General features: G+C 68.5%; 14 protein-coding genes. 3 read left to right on the forward strand and 11 right to left on the reverse strand.

Features of this window, described 5'->3' with window-relative positions; translation table 11 throughout:
* Positions 1 to 137 precede the first annotated feature (137 nt).
* Positions 138 to 650, forward strand: coding sequence for an inorganic diphosphatase (locus tag CA982_RS20150; protein WP_004020801.1), 513 nt, complete (start codon positions 138 to 140; stop codon positions 648 to 650).
* 105 nt (positions 651 to 755) lie between these two features.
* On the opposite strand, the gene CA982_RS20155 is transcribed toward CA982_RS20150, so the two are convergent.
* The 11 genes from CA982_RS20155 to CA982_RS20205 form a co-directional block, all read right to left on the reverse strand.
* Positions 756 to 2,264, reverse strand: a complete 1,509-nt coding sequence (locus CA982_RS20155; RefSeq protein WP_244176399.1) for an aldehyde dehydrogenase family protein — start codon at positions 2,262 to 2,264, stop codon at positions 756 to 758.
* 46 nt (positions 2,265 to 2,310) lie between these two features.
* Positions 2,311 to 3,429 carry a Zn-dependent alcohol dehydrogenase gene (locus CA982_RS20160; RefSeq protein WP_086537017.1) on the reverse strand — a complete coding sequence of 373 codons (1,119 nt, stop codon included), beginning with the start codon at positions 3,427 to 3,429 and terminating at the stop codon, positions 2,311 to 2,313.
* A gap of 22 nt (positions 3,430 to 3,451) precedes the next feature.
* Positions 3,452 to 4,453, reverse strand: a complete 1,002-nt coding sequence (locus tag CA982_RS20165; RefSeq protein ID WP_425269093.1) for an ABC transporter permease — start codon at positions 4,451 to 4,453, stop codon at positions 3,452 to 3,454.
* Position 4,454: 1 nt separating this feature from the next.
* Entirely contained in the window at positions 4,455 to 5,954 is a 1,500-nt protein-coding gene (locus tag CA982_RS20170) for a sugar ABC transporter ATP-binding protein (RefSeq protein WP_086537018.1), read from the reverse strand.
* Positions 5,951 to 6,988, reverse strand: a complete 1,038-nt coding sequence (locus CA982_RS20175) for an ABC transporter permease (RefSeq protein WP_086537019.1) — start codon at positions 6,986 to 6,988, stop codon at positions 5,951 to 5,953. Before CA982_RS20175 ends, CA982_RS20170 begins: the two co-directional genes overlap by 4 nt.
* A 6-nt stretch (positions 6,989 to 6,994) precedes the next feature.
* A complete protein-coding gene (locus CA982_RS20180) occupies positions 6,995 to 8,104 on the reverse strand; it encodes a sugar ABC transporter substrate-binding protein (RefSeq protein ID WP_144066067.1) in 1,110 nt (369 codons plus the stop codon).
* A 219-nt stretch (positions 8,105 to 8,323) separates the two neighbouring features.
* Positions 8,324 to 9,502, reverse strand: a complete 1,179-nt coding sequence (locus tag CA982_RS20185; RefSeq protein WP_086537020.1) for an acyl-CoA dehydrogenase family protein — start codon at positions 9,500 to 9,502, stop codon at positions 8,324 to 8,326.
* Between the two features lie 39 nt (positions 9,503 to 9,541).
* Positions 9,542 to 11,104: a CoA-transferase gene (locus tag CA982_RS20190; protein ID WP_086537021.1), complete on the reverse strand. Its 1,563-nt coding sequence runs from the start codon at positions 11,102 to 11,104 to the stop codon at positions 9,542 to 9,544.
* Between the two features lie 105 nt (positions 11,105 to 11,209).
* Positions 11,210 to 12,235: a LacI family DNA-binding transcriptional regulator gene (locus CA982_RS20195; RefSeq protein ID WP_086537022.1), complete on the reverse strand. Its 1,026-nt coding sequence runs from the start codon at positions 12,233 to 12,235 to the stop codon at positions 11,210 to 11,212.
* 75 nt (positions 12,236 to 12,310) lie between these two features.
* On the reverse strand, positions 12,311 to 13,138 hold the full coding sequence (locus CA982_RS20200; RefSeq protein ID WP_086537023.1) for a sugar phosphate isomerase/epimerase family protein: 828 nt from the start codon (positions 13,136 to 13,138) through the stop codon (positions 12,311 to 12,313).
* A gap of 3 nt (positions 13,139 to 13,141) precedes the next feature.
* Positions 13,142 to 14,296 (reverse strand): dihydrodipicolinate synthase family protein, encoded by a 1,155-nt coding sequence (locus CA982_RS20205; RefSeq protein WP_086537024.1) that lies wholly within the window; start codon positions 14,294 to 14,296, stop codon positions 13,142 to 13,144.
* A gap of 153 nt (positions 14,297 to 14,449) precedes the next feature.
* On the opposite strand from CA982_RS20205, the gene CA982_RS20210 reads away from it, so the two are divergent.
* Both CA982_RS20210 and CA982_RS20215 read left to right on the forward strand, forming a co-directional pair.
* Entirely contained in the window at positions 14,450 to 15,208 is a 759-nt protein-coding gene (locus CA982_RS20210) for an SDR family NAD(P)-dependent oxidoreductase (protein ID WP_086537025.1), read from the forward strand.
* The gene (locus tag CA982_RS20215; protein WP_086537026.1) at positions 15,205 to 16,380 is read left to right on the forward strand and encodes a glycerate kinase family protein; all 1,176 of its coding nucleotides are present in this window, start codon (positions 15,205 to 15,207) and stop codon (positions 16,378 to 16,380) included. Before CA982_RS20210 ends, CA982_RS20215 begins: the two co-directional genes overlap by 4 nt.
* Positions 16,381 to 16,383: the final 3 nt, after the last annotated feature.

Below are 16,383 nucleotides of genomic sequence, written 5' to 3' on the forward strand. Positions count from 1 at the left end.
GTCGATGGAACGGGCCCGGATGCACGCCCAACGAGGGGTACGAACATCGAGGTCGCCGGACCAACAGTATCGTTGGGGCAGCGTGCGGGCGTTTCGGCCCGACGCGGCATCCCCGATCAAGACTGCCAGGAGGAACTGTGGAATTCGATGTGACCATCGAGATCCCCAAAGGTGGCCGCAACAAGTACGAGGTCGACCACGAGACGGGCAAGGTCTACCTCGACCGCTACCTGTACACCTCGATGGGCTACCCGGCCGACTACGGCTACATCGACGGCACCCTCGGTGAGGACGGCGACCCGCTCGACGCGCTGGTCCTGCTCCCCGAGTCGGTGTTCCCCGGCATCATCGTGCGCGCACGGGTCGTCGGCATGTACACGATGACCGACGAGGCCGGCGGTGACGACAAGCTCTTGTGCGTCCCGGCCAAGGATGTGCGCTGGGACCACATCAAGGACATCTCCGACGTGTCCGAGTACGAGCTTGGCCCCATCGCCCACTTCTTCGAGCACTACAAGGACCTCGAGCCCGGCAAGGAGGTCCAGCCGGGCGGGTGGGTCGGACGCGACCAGGCCGAGAAGGTCGCCCAGGAAGCGATCGACCGCCTCGCCTCGCATCCCGACGCGGCCAACGAGCCCTCGCGCGGCTGACGCAGACGCCGGACCACCGCGACGAACGACGGCACCCGGGCCGGATCTTCGAGGAGATCCTGCCCGGGTGCCGTCGTCTCCGGCGCCGTGCGACGCCGGCCGGCGTCAGCCGATGTGCGGGAAAGCCCTGCTCCGCTTGCCTTCCCGGATCAGGATCGTCTTCACCTCGGTGAACTCCTCGAACCCGGCGTTGCCCATCTCGCGTCCGTAGCCGGACTGCTTCATCCCGCCGGCCGGTAGCTGCGGGCCGCCGTCGATCGTGGTGTTCACCCAGACCCGGCCGCTCCGCAGTTTCTTGGCCACCGAGAGCGCGCGGTCGATGTTCTTGGTCCACAGCGACCCCGACAGTCCGTACTCGGTCGCGTTCGCGAGCGCCACCGCCTCCTCGGCGTCGGTGAACCGGGTGACCGTCAGCACCGGACCGAAGATCTCCTGGTGGAACTCCGGCGAGGCCTCGGTGACGTCGAGCACGATTGTGGGTTCCACGAAGTGCCCGGACGAGGTCTCCACCCCGCGCGGCACCCCGCCACCGACCGCGATCCGCCCGCCGTGGGACTCCGCGGAGGCAATGTGGGCCCGGACCTTCTCGAGATGACCGCCGTGGATCATCGGGCCTACGTCGGTGGAGCCGTCGAGCGGATCACCCACCCGAATCTGCTGCGCTGCCGCGACCAGACGTTCGACGAAGTCGTCCGCGATCGAATCCTGCACCAGCAGGCGTGATCCCGCGACGCAACATTCGCCGTTGTTGAAGAACGCCCCGAACAGCACCCCGTCGAGGGCGTCGTCGAGATCGGCGTCGTCGAAGACGATGTTGGCGGCCTTGCCCCCGAGTTCCATCGACAACCGCTTGGCCGTTCCCGCCGACGCCGCGGTGATGGCGTGCCCGGTCGCGGTGCTGCCGGTGAACGACAGGAGATCGACGTCGGGACTCTCGGCGAGCACCGCCCCCACGTCAGCACCATATCCGGTGACGACGTTCACGACACCGGCGGGCACGCCCGCCTCCGCGAGGATGCCCGCGAGTTCGAGCGCGGTGCCCGAGGTGAACTCGGAGGGTTTGACGACGGCGGTGCATCCCGCGGCAAGGGCGAACGGCAACTTCTGGGCCAGCAGGAGCAGTGGGAAGTTCCACGGCAGGATCATGGCGGCCACCCCGGCGGGTTCGCGGACCACGAGCGCAGTGGCGCCCTCGCCGAGTCCCGTGTGCGCCTCACCGTGGGCAGCCATCGCCAGCCCCGCCGCGTACTCGAAGAGTTCGGCACTCCCGGCGACGTCGGACTCGGCGTAGCGCAACGGTTTTCCGGTCTCCTCTGCCTCGATGAGCGCAAGGCGTTCGGCGTTCGCCCGCATCAGGTCGGCCACCCGGAGCAGGGTGCGGGCCCGGTCCATCGACGACGTGGCGGGCCACGGCCCGTCGTCGAAGGCACGTCGTGCCGCGGCGATGGCGCGCAGGGCGTCGGTGCGGTCGCCCGCGGCATAGACGGCGAGTTCGCGCCCGTCCACCGGGCTGTTCCGGGCGATCGAGGATCGGTCGTCGGCGGCGTCGAAGGCCCCGTCGACGAAGATCCCGTACCGGCGGATGGTCGTCGCGGGGGCGGTGGTCAATGGCATGTGGAACTCCTGGTCGAGATGGTCGAGAACAACGCGGCGAGACGGGTCAGTGCTCGTGGATCAGCACGCCGCGCAGGTTCTTGCCCGCATGCATGTCGACGTAGGCCTCGTTGATCTGGTCGATCGTGTACCGCGCGGTGATCAGTTCGTCGAGCTTGAGCAGGCCCGCCTTGTAGTAGTCCAGCAGCGCCGGGATGTCGCTGGTCGGGTTGCAGTTGCCGAAGAGGACACCGCGGATCGTCTTGGCGTAGGTGACGATCTCGAGCGGACTGATGGGGATGCCGGGCTCGTTCTGGCCGATGGAGACGAGGGCGACCCGACCTTCTTTGCGGACCGCCGAGAAGGCCTCTGCGATCAGCGCGCCGTCGACGACGCCGACCGTGATGACGGCCGAGTCGGCGCCCTGCCCGTTGGTGACCGACTCGACGAACGGCATCGCCTCGGCGATCGACGCGAAGGCATGTGTCGCACCGAGTTTCATGGCCTGCTCGCGCTTGAAATCGACCGGGTCGACGGCGACGACGTAGGCGGCACCCGCATGGTGTGCACCCTGGACCGCGTTCATGCCGACCCCGCCGGCCCCGACGATCATCGCGGTCTCGCGGGGCCGGACGTGCGCGGCGTTGACGGCCGCGCCCCATCCGGTGGCGACCCCGCACGAGACGAGGCAGGCGATGTCGAAGGGCAGGTCGTCGTCGATCTTGACCGCCTGCGACTCGTCGGTGACGAGGTGGTCGGCGAACGTGCCCAGTCGCTGCATCGCGCCGATCGGCTGCCCCGATGCGCGGCTGAAGCGCGGGTTGCCCTCCAGACCGAACCCGTTCTCCATTCCGGCGCCGGTGTCGCAGATGTACTGCATGCCCTGCGAGCACCAGCGGCACCGGCCGCAGGCGGGTAGGTAGGCCGTCGCGACGTGGTCACCGACCGCGAGGCGTCGCACGCCCGGGCCGACGGCGTCGACGATGCCTGCTCCCTCGTGCCCACCGACCATCGGCAGCGCGTTCGGGATGTCGCCGGTGACGAGATGGTCGTCGGAATGGCAGAGTCCGGATGCCATGACCTTGATGCGGACCTCGCCCGGACCGGGCTCGGCGAGGTCGAGGTCCTCGACCTTCCACTTTCCGCCGATGGCGTCGATGACGGCTCCGCGCACTGTTCGAGACATGGTGTGTACCTCCAGGGATGGTCTATTTGATGATGGCGAGTTTGCTGCGGTCGAGGGTGAGAACGACGATCGCGATGACCACCGCGCCATACACGATCTGCTGATAGTTGGGGTCGACGCCGGCGACCGATCCGCCCACACGGAGGACGGTCACGATGAGGGCGCCGACGATCACCTTCCACGCGCTGCCGATACCGCCGGTGATCGCGCACCCGCCGACGAGGACGGCGGCGATGGCGGGCAGCAGCAGGGCGTCGGCGAGTTGTGGTGCGGCACTCTGCTGCTGCGACGACAGCACGATGGCCGCGAGACCCGCGAACAGACCGGACAGCGCGAACGCGACGACACGGACCGCCCGGGTGCGGATTCCGGCCATGAGGGCCGCCCGCTCACCGAGTCCGACGAGGTGGAAGATGTTGCCGCGCGGGTGGTAATGCATGAACGCCCAGATCGCGACGACGACGAGCAGACCGAGCCATACGGCGAGGGGCATGCTGAGGAACGTGACCGAGCTGAGCCAGAAGATCGCGCCGTAGTTGGCGTCGATGTAGATCGTGGTCGACCCCGACAGTGCGAGCGCGATCGCCCCCCAGAAGCCGAGTGCGCCCAGGGACACGACGAAGGACGGCACCTGTCCGATGGTGGTGAGCAGTCCGGTCAGGGCGCCGATGGCGGCTGTCGCGGCGGCGGTGATCAGGATCGCCAGCGGTCCGGTCGCCCCGATCGTCTGCGCGAGGATCACCGTCCCCAGTGAACAGACCGCGGCGACCGACAGGTCGATGCCGCCGGTGAGGATGACGAACATCTGGCCGAGTCCGAGCAGCAGGATCGGCAGGGCCTGAGCGGTCACCACCGCGAGGGCGGTCGTCGAGAAGAAGTTGGGTTCGGCGATCGTGACGAGGCCCAGCAGGACCAGCAGCAGGGCCGGCGGTCCGGCCGTGCGCATCGTCGCCGCGGACGGAAGGCCCGTGGGCACCGCGAGGCTGCGCGACGGCAGCGGTGAGGTCATCGTTGTCTCGGCCATGTCACATCATCTTCTCGAGTAGCTCGATCTTGGTCGGGGGTTCGGTGGCGACGGAGTCGTATGCGGCGGTCACCCGGCCGTCGCGGAGGACCACGATGCGGTGTCCGAGGCCGATGGCCTCATCCAGGGTGTCGGCGAGCACGAGGACACCGACGCCACGCGCGGACAGGTCGCGGATCAGCCGGTAGACGTCCTCCTTCGCACCGATGTCGAGTCCACGGGTCGGGTGGTCGAGGATCAGCACCGACAGTCCGTCATCGCGAATCCATTTGGCCAGCACGGCTTTCTGCTGGTTGCCACCGGACAGCCGGGCGATGTCGAGGTCGGGGTCGTCGGGCCGGATGTGCAGCGCCTCGATCCACTCGCGGGCTTCGTGCCGGGCGGCTGCGGCCCGACCCCGGCGTCCGCGGGCGGGATGGCTCAGGCAGATGTTGTCGGCCACCGTGGCGCCGGCGACCATTCCCTCGGACCGCCGCTCGGCAGGCAGGTACGCCACCCCGGCGGCGACTGCACGTCGCGGCGATGCCGGGAGACCGGAACCGCCGATCGACACCGTGCCGCGTGCCGGTTGCGCGCCGAAGATCGCGCGGGCGAACTCCTCACGCCCCGACGAGGCGACGCCGACCATGCACACGACCTCGCCGGGCCGGACGGCGAGCGAGACGTCGTGCACGCTTCCGGCCACCGACACGTTGCGGGCGTCGAGGACCGGGGCGACGTCGGCGACGGGCTCACGCCGCCCGGTGCAGTAGATCTCGTCGGCGGCCTCCTTGCCGATCATCATCGCGTAGAGCTCGCGCTCGTCGACGTCGTCCGTCGGCCGTTCGCCGACGATCTTGCCGTCTCGCAGCACGAAGACCCGATCGGAGAACCGCAGCACCTCGTCCAGCCGATGCGACACGAAGATCACCGAGCCGATCTCACGCAACGCCATCACGCGACGGTGCAGGATCTCGATGTCGGCCGGCTGCAGCACCGACGTCGGTTCGTCGAGGACGAGAAGGGGTGCGTGTCCCGACGAACGATCGCTCACCGCGCGGGCGACCTCGATCATCTGCCGCTCGGCGAATCCCACGTCCTCGGTCGGGGTGTCGGGATCCACCGTCGAGTCGACCAGGTCGAGCATGGCCTGCGCGGCCCGGCGGCGGGCGCCCCGGCGGATCAGTCCAAATCGGGTGAACTCCGATTCCGAACCGAGGGTGAGGTTCTCGGCGACGGACAGGTTCGGTAGGAGTGACTGTTCCTGGTGCACGACGCCCACGCCGTGCCGGGCGGCATCGGCCGGGTCGGCGAAGACGAGCTCGGCACCGTCGACCCGCATCACGCCGCCGTCCGGTCGATGCACCCCGGCGAGGATCTTCAGCAGAGTGGACTTGCCGGCGCCGTTCTCTCCGATGAGGCCGATCACCTCGTGTTTGCGCACGGTCAGCGATACGTCGTCGAGGACCACATTGGGTCCGTAGCGCTTGGTGATTCCGTCGAGCTCGAGCAACGGTGTCATTTCACGACTCTCAATCGGTTACGGGCGGGCCATCCGGTCGCGATCACCGCGGCGATGATGATCACGCCCTGAGCGCCCTGCTGGACATACGGACTCGCGCCCGAGAGCAGCAGTCCGTTGCCCAGGACGACGAGGAGCAGGATGCCGACCAGCGAGTGCAGTGGTCCGCCGCGGCCACCGCTGAGCAGCGTCCCACCGACCACGACGGCCGACAGGGTGAGGAACAGATTGCCCGAGCCGACCCCGACGTCGCCGACGCCGAGGCGGATCGTGGCGAGCACTCCGGCCAGTCCCGACATGAGCCCGGCGATGGTGAACAGCACGATCTTCGTCCTCGTGACGTTGATGCCGGTCACCTTGCTGACCCCTTCGTCGCCGCCGACCGCGTAGGTCTGGGTCCCGAGGGAGGTGCAACGGCACAGGAACCAGGTCAGCAGGAGCGCAGCGACGGCGAAGACGACGATGATCGGGATGCCGAACCAGGCCCCCTGCGCCCACTCCCCCAATCCCGCGTCAGCCAATTGCGGTGTGCTGGTGCCGAACAGCACCGTCGCGACACCGAGGCCCACGAACCAGGTACCGAGGGTGACGAGAAACGAGGGCACCTTCGCGACCGCGTGCAGGACACCGTTCGCGAGGCCGAAGAGCGCTCCCACCCCGAGGGCGATGATCACCGCCATCAGGCCCAGGTCGTTTCCGTTCACGCTGTTCGCCGCCAGCAGCACGAAGGTCAGTCCGCTGGCCGCCATCACGCCCTCGATCGAGAGGTCGACGCTGCCGATCAGGACGACGAGTGTCGCTCCCATCGCGAGGATCAACGGGATCGCGGCCTGTTGGATGACCGCGTTCAGGTTGCCGAGGGTGAAGAACGAGTCGGCGGTGAACGAGAAGACGACACACAATGCGACGAGCGCGACGAGCGGTCCCACCGAACGCCCCCAGCGGGACAGCAGTACCGACTTCTGGTCGTGCTCATCGGGGGCCGGCGGTCCGGCCTCCCCGGTATCCGGCGGCACCGAAGTTGACGTGGTCATGTCGGGTCACTCCTCATTGCTCAGTGAGTCGGGATCGATGGGTCCGACGATGCGCGAGAACGGATCCCGAACCGAATCCACGATCTCCTGGTCGGTGGGGCGCTCGAGGTACCGAGCCGCGTTGTCGTTCGTGATCAAGGTCTGGTCGACGTAGAACTCACGCTGCAGGCGCGAGAGGTCGGACACCTTCAGCTGCCCGGTCGCCACCTGATGGCAGATCGCGAGTCCCATCGCACCGTTGAAATAGGGGTCGGTGGTGTAGGTCGAGACCATCTCACCGGCTTCGATGGCCTCGAGCCCCTCGGGTGTGGCATCGGCGGCACTGGCGACCTTGATCTGGCCGGCCTTGCCCTTCTCGCGGACGGCCTGGAGCGCTCCGAGCGCCATCGAATCCGTGGCCGCCCAGATCCCGTTCACCTTGTCCCCGTACTTGTTCAGGAGGGTCTGGGTGGTGGTGTAGGCCTTGTTCCGGTCGAAGTCGGCCGGCTGATTGTCGAGCACCACGACACCCGGGTGCCGCGCGATGCCCTCGGTGAACCCCTGGTATCGCGTCTTGCTGATGTCATTGGCCAGCAGCCCCTGGATCGCGATGACACCGCCTTGGCCGCCGATACTCGCTCCCAGGACGTCGCCCGTGTCGGCGCCTTCCTTCACGCCGTCGTAGCTCACATACGACGCCCAGCCGTCCCCGACATCCCAGGGGTGCAGGTCGGCCGGCTTGCTCCACTGGGTGACCGCACAGCCACCGCTGTTCTGGACCGCGCGCACGATCGCCGGGGTGTCGGCACTGGTGTTGGGGTTGATGTTCAGCAGGACCTTCTTGCCGGTGGCGAGCACCGACTGCAGCTGCGACAAGGCGTTCTGCGAGTCGCCGCCGTAGACGATCACCTTGAGATCGACACCGACCGATTCGGCGTAGGCCTTGCTGCCTTCGACCCAGGCGGCCTCGTACGGATTCGTGAGTGAGCGCACCTCGGACACCATGAGCAGATCTCCGGTACCGGTGGCCGAGTCGTCCTGCGAGCCGCAGCCGACGAGGGCCACCGCGCCCAGGGCGGCCGCGACGGCAAGGGTCGCACAGCGCCGCAGCGGTCGGACGTGGTGAGTGTGTGACATGAAGACTGCACCTCCTGTAAGCGTTTTCTACAGTGATCAGGGACACATGTCAAGAGCGCCGGACGGCCAGCGCACGCCTGACAATAAACGCAGTTCAGTGCCTCAACGGGCGTAGAGAAAAGACCCATTGCGCACCCTTCCGGCGAGAGACCCGCTCGCCGCTCGGTTTGGTAGCGCTTTCTCACACCGTGCCGGCCCGTGTCCGGCCCGGGGCGAGACTCAGCCCGCGGCCCGGAGCAGTGACCGACTGATGATGAGACGCTGCATCTCGCTGGTGCCCTCGTAGATCTTGGTGATCCGGGCATCGCGATACAGCCGCTCGACCTCGTAACCGCGGATGAACCCGTTGCCGCCGAACACCTGCAGCGCCGCATCGGCGTGCCGGACACACGATTCGGAGGCGTTGAGTTTGGCCATCGAGCACAACACCTCGGCGTCGTCGTCACCGCAGTCGATGGCCCGAGCGGCCGAGACCGACAGCGCCGTGCCTGCCTGCAACTCGGTGGCGATCGACGCGAGCGGGAACGACACGGCCTGATTGTCGGCGATGGCCCGGCCGAACTGGTGCCGGTCGAGGGACTGACGGACCGCCGCGTCGAGCGCCGCGCGACTGATACCCAGCGCCAGCCCGGAGATACCCAGTCGCCCCTTGGCCAGGACCTTCATCATGTATCCGAAGGCCTGGCCCTCCTCGCCGAGCAAGGCCGATTCGGGGAGTTCCGCGTCGTCGAAGACGAGGCCGCCGACCTGCGAGGCGCGCTGCCCCATCTTGTGTTCGTGGTAGGCCCGACTCACACCCGGGGTGTCGACATCGACGAGGAAGACCGAGATCCCACCCCGCTTCCCCCGTTCGGGGTCGGTGACGGCCAGCACGACTGCGAAGTCGGCGACCGGCGCGTTGTGGATGTAGATCTTCTCGCCGCGTAGGCGCCAGCCGGTCGGAGTCCGTTCCGCCCGCGTGGTGATGGAGCCGAGGTCCGAACCGGAACCGGGCTCGGTGAGCGCATAGGCACAGCGCTTCTCCGCGCTCAGCATCGGCAGCAGGTACTCCTTCTTCTGGTCGTCGGTGCCGTAGTGACCGAGCAGGGTGCCGAGGATCTCGACCAGACCGCACTGGTCGGCGATCGAGGCGTACCCGTACGACAGGGACTCCATGACGAACAGATAGTCCAGAGCGGTCCCACCCGCTCCACCGTCCTCGTCGGCAACCGTGATGCCGAAGAGGCCGATCTTACCCATCTCGGCGTAGATCTCCTCCGGAAAGCGTTCGGTCTCATCGAGTTCGGCGGCGATCGGGCGGATGCGTTCGTCCACGAACTCGGCGACGAGCGCGCGCTCGTCCGGCCCGAACAGCGAGGTCGGGATGCGGCTGTTCGCCGTGCCGGGTGCGAAGGTCATGTACTCACTCCTTGATGTGATGGGCGATGGGCGCTGCGGTCAGGAGACCGCGTACGCCGCAACCGACTCGAGCAGCGCCGGATCCATCCGGGCCGGGGAGCCGATCAGCGGAACAAAATCCATGTGGGACAGGATGTCCCGGTCGATGTCGATGCCGGGGGCGACCTCCACCAGTTCGAGACCCCCGTCCACCAGACGGAACACGGCACGCTCGGTGACGACGAGGACGCGTTGTCCCCGGGCAGCGGCACGCGGACCGGAGAACGTCACCTGTTCCACGGTCCGGACGAATTTGCGAACCCGCCCCTCGCGGCGGATGCACAACCGCCCGCCGACGACGTCGACGTCGAGGCCGCCGGTGGTGAACGTGCCGCAGAAGATCACGGTGCCTGCGCTCTGGGAGATCTCCACGAACCCGCCGGGTCCGTTGATCTGGCCGGCGATCCGGCTCACGTTCACCGACCCGCATGCGTCGATCTGCGCCATGCCCAGGCACGTGGTGTCGATCAGTCCGCCGTTGATCAGGTCGAACTGAGTGGTCGACGACTGCACGACCTCGGGGTGAAGGGCAGCACCGAACATGTCGCCGGTGAGCGGCCGTCCGCCGATGATCCCCTGTTCGATGAGCACGGTGTTGTCCCCGATGCGGTCCGCGGCGGCCAGCGCGTCGATCACAAGCGACGGAATGCCGAACCCGACGTTGAGGACCCCGCCACTCCCGATCTCGGCGGCGGCGCGACGGGCGATGATCCCGCGGGCCCCGGCCGGCGACGGACCCGCGATCGGATCCGAGGTCGGCACGCCGGCCCGGCAGAGGCGGTCGTCGTACTCCCCGGCATGTGTCTGCCATTGGAGCGGAACCTCGACCACCAGGTCGACCAGGGCGGCCGGCAGGTGGACGACGTGCGGATCGAGGGCGCCGTCGATGATCGACTTGACCTGTGCGATGACCAGTCCACCGGAGGCACGAGCGGCTTGTGCCACCGACGCCGCGTCGAGTTGGGCAGCTTCCCCGGACCACCCGATGTTGCCGTTGCGATCCATCGTGTCACCGCGCACCAGGGCGACATCCACCCGGAACGGCTTGTAGCGCAGATATTCCTGGCCGTCGAACTCGACCAGCTCCACGAGTTCGGCAGTGCTCCGCGCATTGAATCGACCACCGCCGCAGCGCGGGTCGGCGAATGTACCGAGGCCAACGGTCGTGATGAGCCCCGGCCGGCGTGCCCCGATCTCGCGGAACAGCTGACTGATCACGCCGCCGGGCAGCGCGTAGGCCTCGAGCTCGTCACGCCGCGCCAGTTCCCTCAGTTCCGGCGACCATGTCCACAGCCCGCCGATGACCCGGGACACCATCCCCGGGTGCGCGAACCGACCGGTCCCGCCACCGTTCCGGTCGCCCATGCCGAGCGCGTAGACCACGGTGAGGTCACCGGGATCACCGGAGCCGAGAAATCTGGCCTCGAGTGCGGCCAGCAGCGCCTCGGGCTCGAGGATTCCACCGCCCGCGCCGGTGAGCGCCACCGTGGCGCCGGCCGGGATCGAGGCGACTGCCGCATCCGCGGACGTCACCACCGGCCGGCGAGTCCCCTTACTACGCATTGATCGACGCTTTCTCTGGAGTGGCGACACATACATGCTGTTCGATGTTGTGAAGCGTATCTCACTGTAAGCGCTTTCTCAATAGGGTCGATTCCGCCCGACGGCCTAGCCGCGCGGGAGGGGCGCCGGGCCGGTCGATGCCCGGAGTACGACCTCCGCCGAGAGCGGGTCGGGAGATTCGGGACGCTCGTCGGTGTCGAGCATGACGCGCATCAGATCCCACGCACGCCTCCCGAGTTGCACCTTGGGGCTCGTCACCGTCGTCAGCGCGGGAGCGATGTGGCGCGCCAGCACGATGTCGTCGAACCCGGTGACCGAGATGTCCTCCGGAACCGAGAGTCCGGCGTCGCGCAGGGCCGAGATCGCACCGATCGCACTGAGATCGTTGAAGCAGATCAGGGCGGTCGGATCGTGTTCCAGCGCTTCGGGAACCGCTGCGTGCGCACCCTCGACCGTCCCGTCGGCGCTGACATGGGTCACCTGGAGGCCGAACCCCGCCGAACTCTGCACGGCGCGCCACCGCTCCCGGTTCTGCCAAGCGAACTGCGACCCGCCCAGATACACCGCCCGGGTGTGTCCGAGCTGCGCGAGATGACTGCACAGCTGCATCATCGGGGTGAAGTTGTCGGCGGCGACCATCGGCAGGTCCACGCCGAGTTCGATCCGGTTGACCAGCACCGCGGGTGCGTCGCGGCGAGCCAACTGCTTGAGGCCCGCAGTCGGGATCCGGCTCGACAGCAGCACGAGTCCATCGACTTGCCCCAGCAGGTCGAGCGCGGTGTTCAGCTCTTCGTCCGGGTCACCGTTGGAATCCGCCACGAGCATGCGGTAGCCGTTCTCCGCTGCGCCGCGGTGCATCTCGTTGACCACGTCGAAGAAATACGCATTGGTCAGATCCGGCAGGATGACCCCGATGTTGCGCAGACTGCCCAACGCCAGGCCGCGCGCCGCGCGACTCGGCCGGTAGGCCAGCTGGTCGGCCGCCTCATGAACCCGGTCCGCCAGCTCCTGTTTGACCTTCGACGATCCGCTCATCACGCGGGAGACCGTGGCGATGGAAACGCCGGCGGCCTCGGCCACCGTCGCGATGGTCGGGCGCGACCGCGGTCCATCCGGGCGCTGTGTCGACATGGTGGCGTCGTCCTCCTGATCGGCTGAATGAAAGTCGGGTGTTGCTGGTCGATCCGAGAAAGCGATTCCTGATACTCAGGAGGATGGTAACGGGTTCCCGATCGCGCCCAGGGCGGCTGCGGCCGCGGCCACCGTCTGCTCGGCCGGTCGACTCCACCAGCGACTGCTCAACACCTCCACCTCGACCAGTCCGGAGTAGCCCGCCGACCGACAGTCGGCCACGAATCCGGCCATGTCGATGTCGCCCTCCCCCGGCATCCCGCGACTCGTCAGTTCGTCGTCGATCGGCGTGCACCAGTCGGCGAGCTGCACCGACAGGATTCGATCGCCGGCTCCGATGATCTGTTCGCGCAGATCGGTTTCCCACCAGATGTGATACGAATCGACGGCCAGCCCGACCTGCGGATGTCCGATGATCTCGACCAGACGTACCGCCTCGCGCAGCGAGGTGATGGCCGAGCGCGTCGCCGCGAGCATGGGGTGGAACGGCTCGACCGCCAGGGCCACCCCCGCCTCGACCGCGTACGGGACCAGATGCTCGATGCCCTCCCGGATCCGACCCCGCGCGGAGTCGAGGTCGCCGGCGAGCGGCGGCCCGCACACTAGGACGAGGCAATCGGCACCCAGCATCCGGGTCTGATCCACGGCGCGGCGATTGTCGTCGAGCCGGGCCCGGCGCAGCGATTCGGTGGGTTGGGGGAACATGCCGCCGCGGCACACGCTCGTCACCCGCAGGCCGGCCCCGTCGGTACGGGCCCGCGCGGCGACGAGGTCCACGTCGTCGAGCACGTCGCGCCACAGCCCCACACCACCGAAGCCGTACCGGACAGCCAGGCCGAGCACGTCGTCGAGGGACGAACCGCGGATGGTCGCGGAATTGAGACTGCACTCCGAGAGCTCCATGGCTCAGCCGATCCCGTGGACGGCGAAGTACGCGGCGGCGCGGCGCGCGGTGCTCTCGGGATCGACGAACAGTCCGATCCCGTCGGCCTCGCGCACGAGGTCGGCCAGGTGGACGAGGGTGCGTCCGACCTCGAAGCCACCGATCATCCGGAAGTGCGACTGCTGCCCGTTGAGGTACGCCAGCCAGGCGACGCCGACCTTGTAGTACTGCGTGGGCGCGGCGAAGATCAACCGGGAGAGCGGCTCGGTCGGGGCCAGGATCTCCCGGAAGCCTGCGACGTCGCCGGCGTCCAGCCGCGCGAATGCCGCCGACGCGTACGGCCCCAGCGCCGCGAACGCGCCCAGCAGGGCGTCGCTGTGCCCGTCGTCGTCACCGGCGATCATGTCGACGTAGTTGTAGTCGTCGCCGGTGTAGACCCGCACATCGTCCGGGAGCCGGTGCCGCAGCCTGATCTCGAGTGCCGGGTCGAGCAGTGACACCTTGATGCCGCGCACCCGCTCGGCGTGCGCGACGATGATGTCGACGACGGTGTCCATCGCCGAATTCGGGTCGCGATGCCCCCAGTAACCGTCCAGCGCGGGATCGAAAACCGCACCCAGCCAATGCAGCACGACCGGACGCTGCGCCTGCGCGAGCACCTTGTCGTACACGGCGAAGTAGTCGTCGGGTCCGCTCGCAGCGGTCGCCAGGTGCCGGCTCGCCATCACTACGCAATCGCCTCCGGTCGCCTCGATCGCCGACAGCTGTTCGAGGTAGGCGTCGGCGATCTCGGTCGTGGACGGCCGCTGCGCCGCGAGCTGATCCGTGCCGATACCGACCACCACCCGGCCCCCGCAGTGCCGGGCCTCGTCCAGGGTCCGCGTGGCGAGCTCTCGCGCACCGTGCCAGTCCAGGCCCATACCCCGCTGCGAGGTGTCCATCGCCTCGGCGACACCCAGTCCGAGAGACCACAGGTCGCGTCGCAGCCGGAGCGTCGCGTCCCAGTCGATCTGGTCGGCACCACCGGCTGCCGACGCCCGGCGGGGATCCGCGACGACGTGTGCCGCCGCGAAGACGTCGCGACTGCGCGGCGGGGCCGCGGCAGTCGCCAAAGTCGCCGGTGCGCCGAGGACGTGACCCGAGGTCCCGGTCGTTGTCGGCAGGATGAGCGTGGTCATGAAACTCCTGTAATCGCTTTCTTGCGGAATGGTGTGTGCAGCCTATACCCTCTGAATATCGAGGTAAAGACCGTTTCATCGGATGGCCTCGTCTCAGAAAACAGTTTCTAGACGGCGTGTCGACCCCGCCGTCGTCCCGAGGAGAGGGCTTCGATGGCCGACACGCAGGAGAGTGGGACTCGCGAGAGCCTGGCCGGCAAGACAGCGATCGTCACGGGTGCCGCGGGCGGCATCGGATCGGCGATCGCCGCCGGCCTGGCCCGTGAGGGCATGCATGTCGTGGGTCTCGACGCCGACGACCGGGTCGACGACGTGATGGCCGCGATCGGCGGCTCGGCGGTTCGCGGCGACCTGACCGACGCCGCGGTCAGCCAGGCCGCGGTCGACTCCGCGATCACCCGCACGGGGCGGCTCGACGTGATCGTCAACGCCGCCGGGATCCAGAAGCGAACCGACGCGATCGACATCTCCGACGATGATTTCGACCGGTTGCTCGAGGTGAACGTGTCCTCGGCGTACCGGCTGGTCCGCCAGGCCACGAAGAGCCTCATCGAGACGAAGGGCAGCGTGGTCAACATCGCCTCGCTGTCCGCCGACCGCGCCGTACCCGGGATCGTTCCCTACGGGGCGACGAAAGCCGCACTGACGCAACTGAGCAAGGGACTTGCTGCCGAACTCGGCCGGTACGGGATCCGGGTCAACGCCGTCGCGCCGGGTTACATCGAGACCCCGATGACCGCAGATGTCCTCGGCGAGGCCGACTTCCGCGCCGCCAAGCTCAACCGCATCCCCCTCCAGCGGTTCGCCGACGGCGACGACGTGGCCGACGTCGTGACGTTCCTCGTTTCGGATGCGGCACGGTACGTCACCGGCGTCGTCCTGCCCGTCGACGGCGGCTACTCGATCACGTGAGCCGACAGGTCCCGGACGCCCCGCAGCCCGAGGTCTCGCACGCCTCGACAACCCCGTTGCACGTCGTCGTCGCCCCGGATTCGTTCAAGGGCAGCGCGTCCGCCCACGAGATCGCCGCGGCGATCGCCGACGGCTGGCAGCAGGCTCGCCCCGCCGACCGGCTGACCGTACTACCCCAGGCGGATGGCGGCGAGGGGACGCTGGCGGCGATCGCGACGTCGGCGGCGGGTGCCCGGTGGCACGTCGTCGGCAGACCCGTCTGCGGACCCGACCGTCGGCCGGTCCAGGCCCGCTGGCTCGAACTGCCGGGATCCGTCGCCGTCGTCGAGCTCGCGGAGTCGAGTGGCCTCCCACTGATGGCGCACCCGGCGCCCACCCGGGCGACGACCCGCGGTCTGGGACAGGTCATCTCGGCGGTACTGGGCGCCGGGGTCCGACGTGTCGTCGTCGGCCTGGGCGGTTCGGCATCGACCGACGGCGGGGTCGGAGCCCTGCTCGAACTGGGATTGCGTCTCCATGACGGCGACGACCGCCCCGTCCACATCGTCGATGTGCTCGACCTCGAACGCGTGGCCCGCATCGACTCGACGGCGCTGGCCGACCTCCCGCCCGAGGGCGTGGAGATCCTGACCGACACGACGGCCACGCTGTGCGGCCCCACCGGCGCGGCGCACACCTTCGGGGCGCAGAAGGGTGCCGACGCACCGACACGCCATGCCCTGGACCGGGCACTGCGCCACTTCGGCGGCGTGATGGCCGACCATTTCGGCGTCAGCACAACGCAATCCGGCGCGGGCGCCGCCGGTGGGACCGGTTTCGGGCTCCTGGCGTGGGGTGCGACACAAGTACCCGGGGCAGTGCGCGTCAATGATCTCACCGGCCTGACGGCGGCGCTGCCCACCGCAGATCTCGTCATCACCGGCGAAGGGTGCTACGACCGCACCTCGTCGACCGGGAAGCTCGTGGGCACCGTCCTGCGGCGCTGCGCCGAGCACGGCGTGCGTTCACTGGTCGTGGCCGGGCGGTTCGACGCGCGGCCTCCCGACCTCGGGGTCGAGCTGTCCGCGGTGGCCGGAACGGCGGCGGCCGCGATCGCCGATCCGGGCGTCCATGCGACCTCGGCGGCCAGGCTGGTCGCCACCACCCTCGACACTGTGGAAGCACTTTCTTGATTC

The organism is Gordonia lacunae (assembly GCF_002149015.1).
Lineage (GTDB): Bacteria > Actinomycetota > Actinomycetes > Mycobacteriales > Mycobacteriaceae > Gordonia > Gordonia lacunae.

Coding starts and splice junctions, on each gene's coding strand:
- CA982_RS20155 (WP_244176399.1), bottom strand. CDS start 2,264: ATGCCATTGACCACCGCCCCCGCGACGACCATCCGCCGGTACGGGATC.
- CA982_RS20160 (WP_086537017.1), bottom strand. CDS start 3,429: ATGTCTCGAACAGTGCGCGGAGCCGTCATCGACGCCATCGGCGGAAAG.
- CA982_RS20165 (WP_425269093.1), bottom strand. CDS start 4,453: ATGGCCGAGACAACGATGACCTCACCGCTGCCGTCGCGCAGCCTCGCG.
- CA982_RS20170 (WP_086537018.1), bottom strand. CDS start 5,954: ATGACACCGTTGCTCGAGCTCGACGGAATCACCAAGCGCTACGGACCC.
- CA982_RS20175 (WP_086537019.1), bottom strand. CDS start 6,988: ATGACCACGTCAACTTCGGTGCCGCCGGATACCGGGGAGGCCGGACCG.
- CA982_RS20180 (WP_144066067.1), bottom strand. CDS start 8,104: ATGTCACACACTCACCACGTCCGACCGCTGCGGCGCTGTGCGACCCTT.
- CA982_RS20185 (WP_086537020.1), bottom strand. CDS start 9,502: ATGACCTTCGCACCCGGCACGGCGAACAGCCGCATCCCGACCTCGCTG.
- CA982_RS20190 (WP_086537021.1), bottom strand. CDS start 11,104: ATGCGTAGTAAGGGGACTCGCCGGCCGGTGGTGACGTCCGCGGATGCG.
- CA982_RS20195 (WP_086537022.1), bottom strand. CDS start 12,235: ATGTCGACACAGCGCCCGGATGGACCGCGGTCGCGCCCGACCATCGCG.
- CA982_RS20200 (WP_086537023.1), bottom strand. CDS start 13,138: ATGGAGCTCTCGGAGTGCAGTCTCAATTCCGCGACCATCCGCGGTTCG.
- CA982_RS20205 (WP_086537024.1), bottom strand. CDS start 14,296: ATGACCACGCTCATCCTGCCGACAACGACCGGGACCTCGGGTCACGTC.
- CA982_RS20210 (WP_086537025.1), top strand. CDS start 14,450: ATGGCCGACACGCAGGAGAGTGGGACTCGCGAGAGCCTGGCCGGCAAG.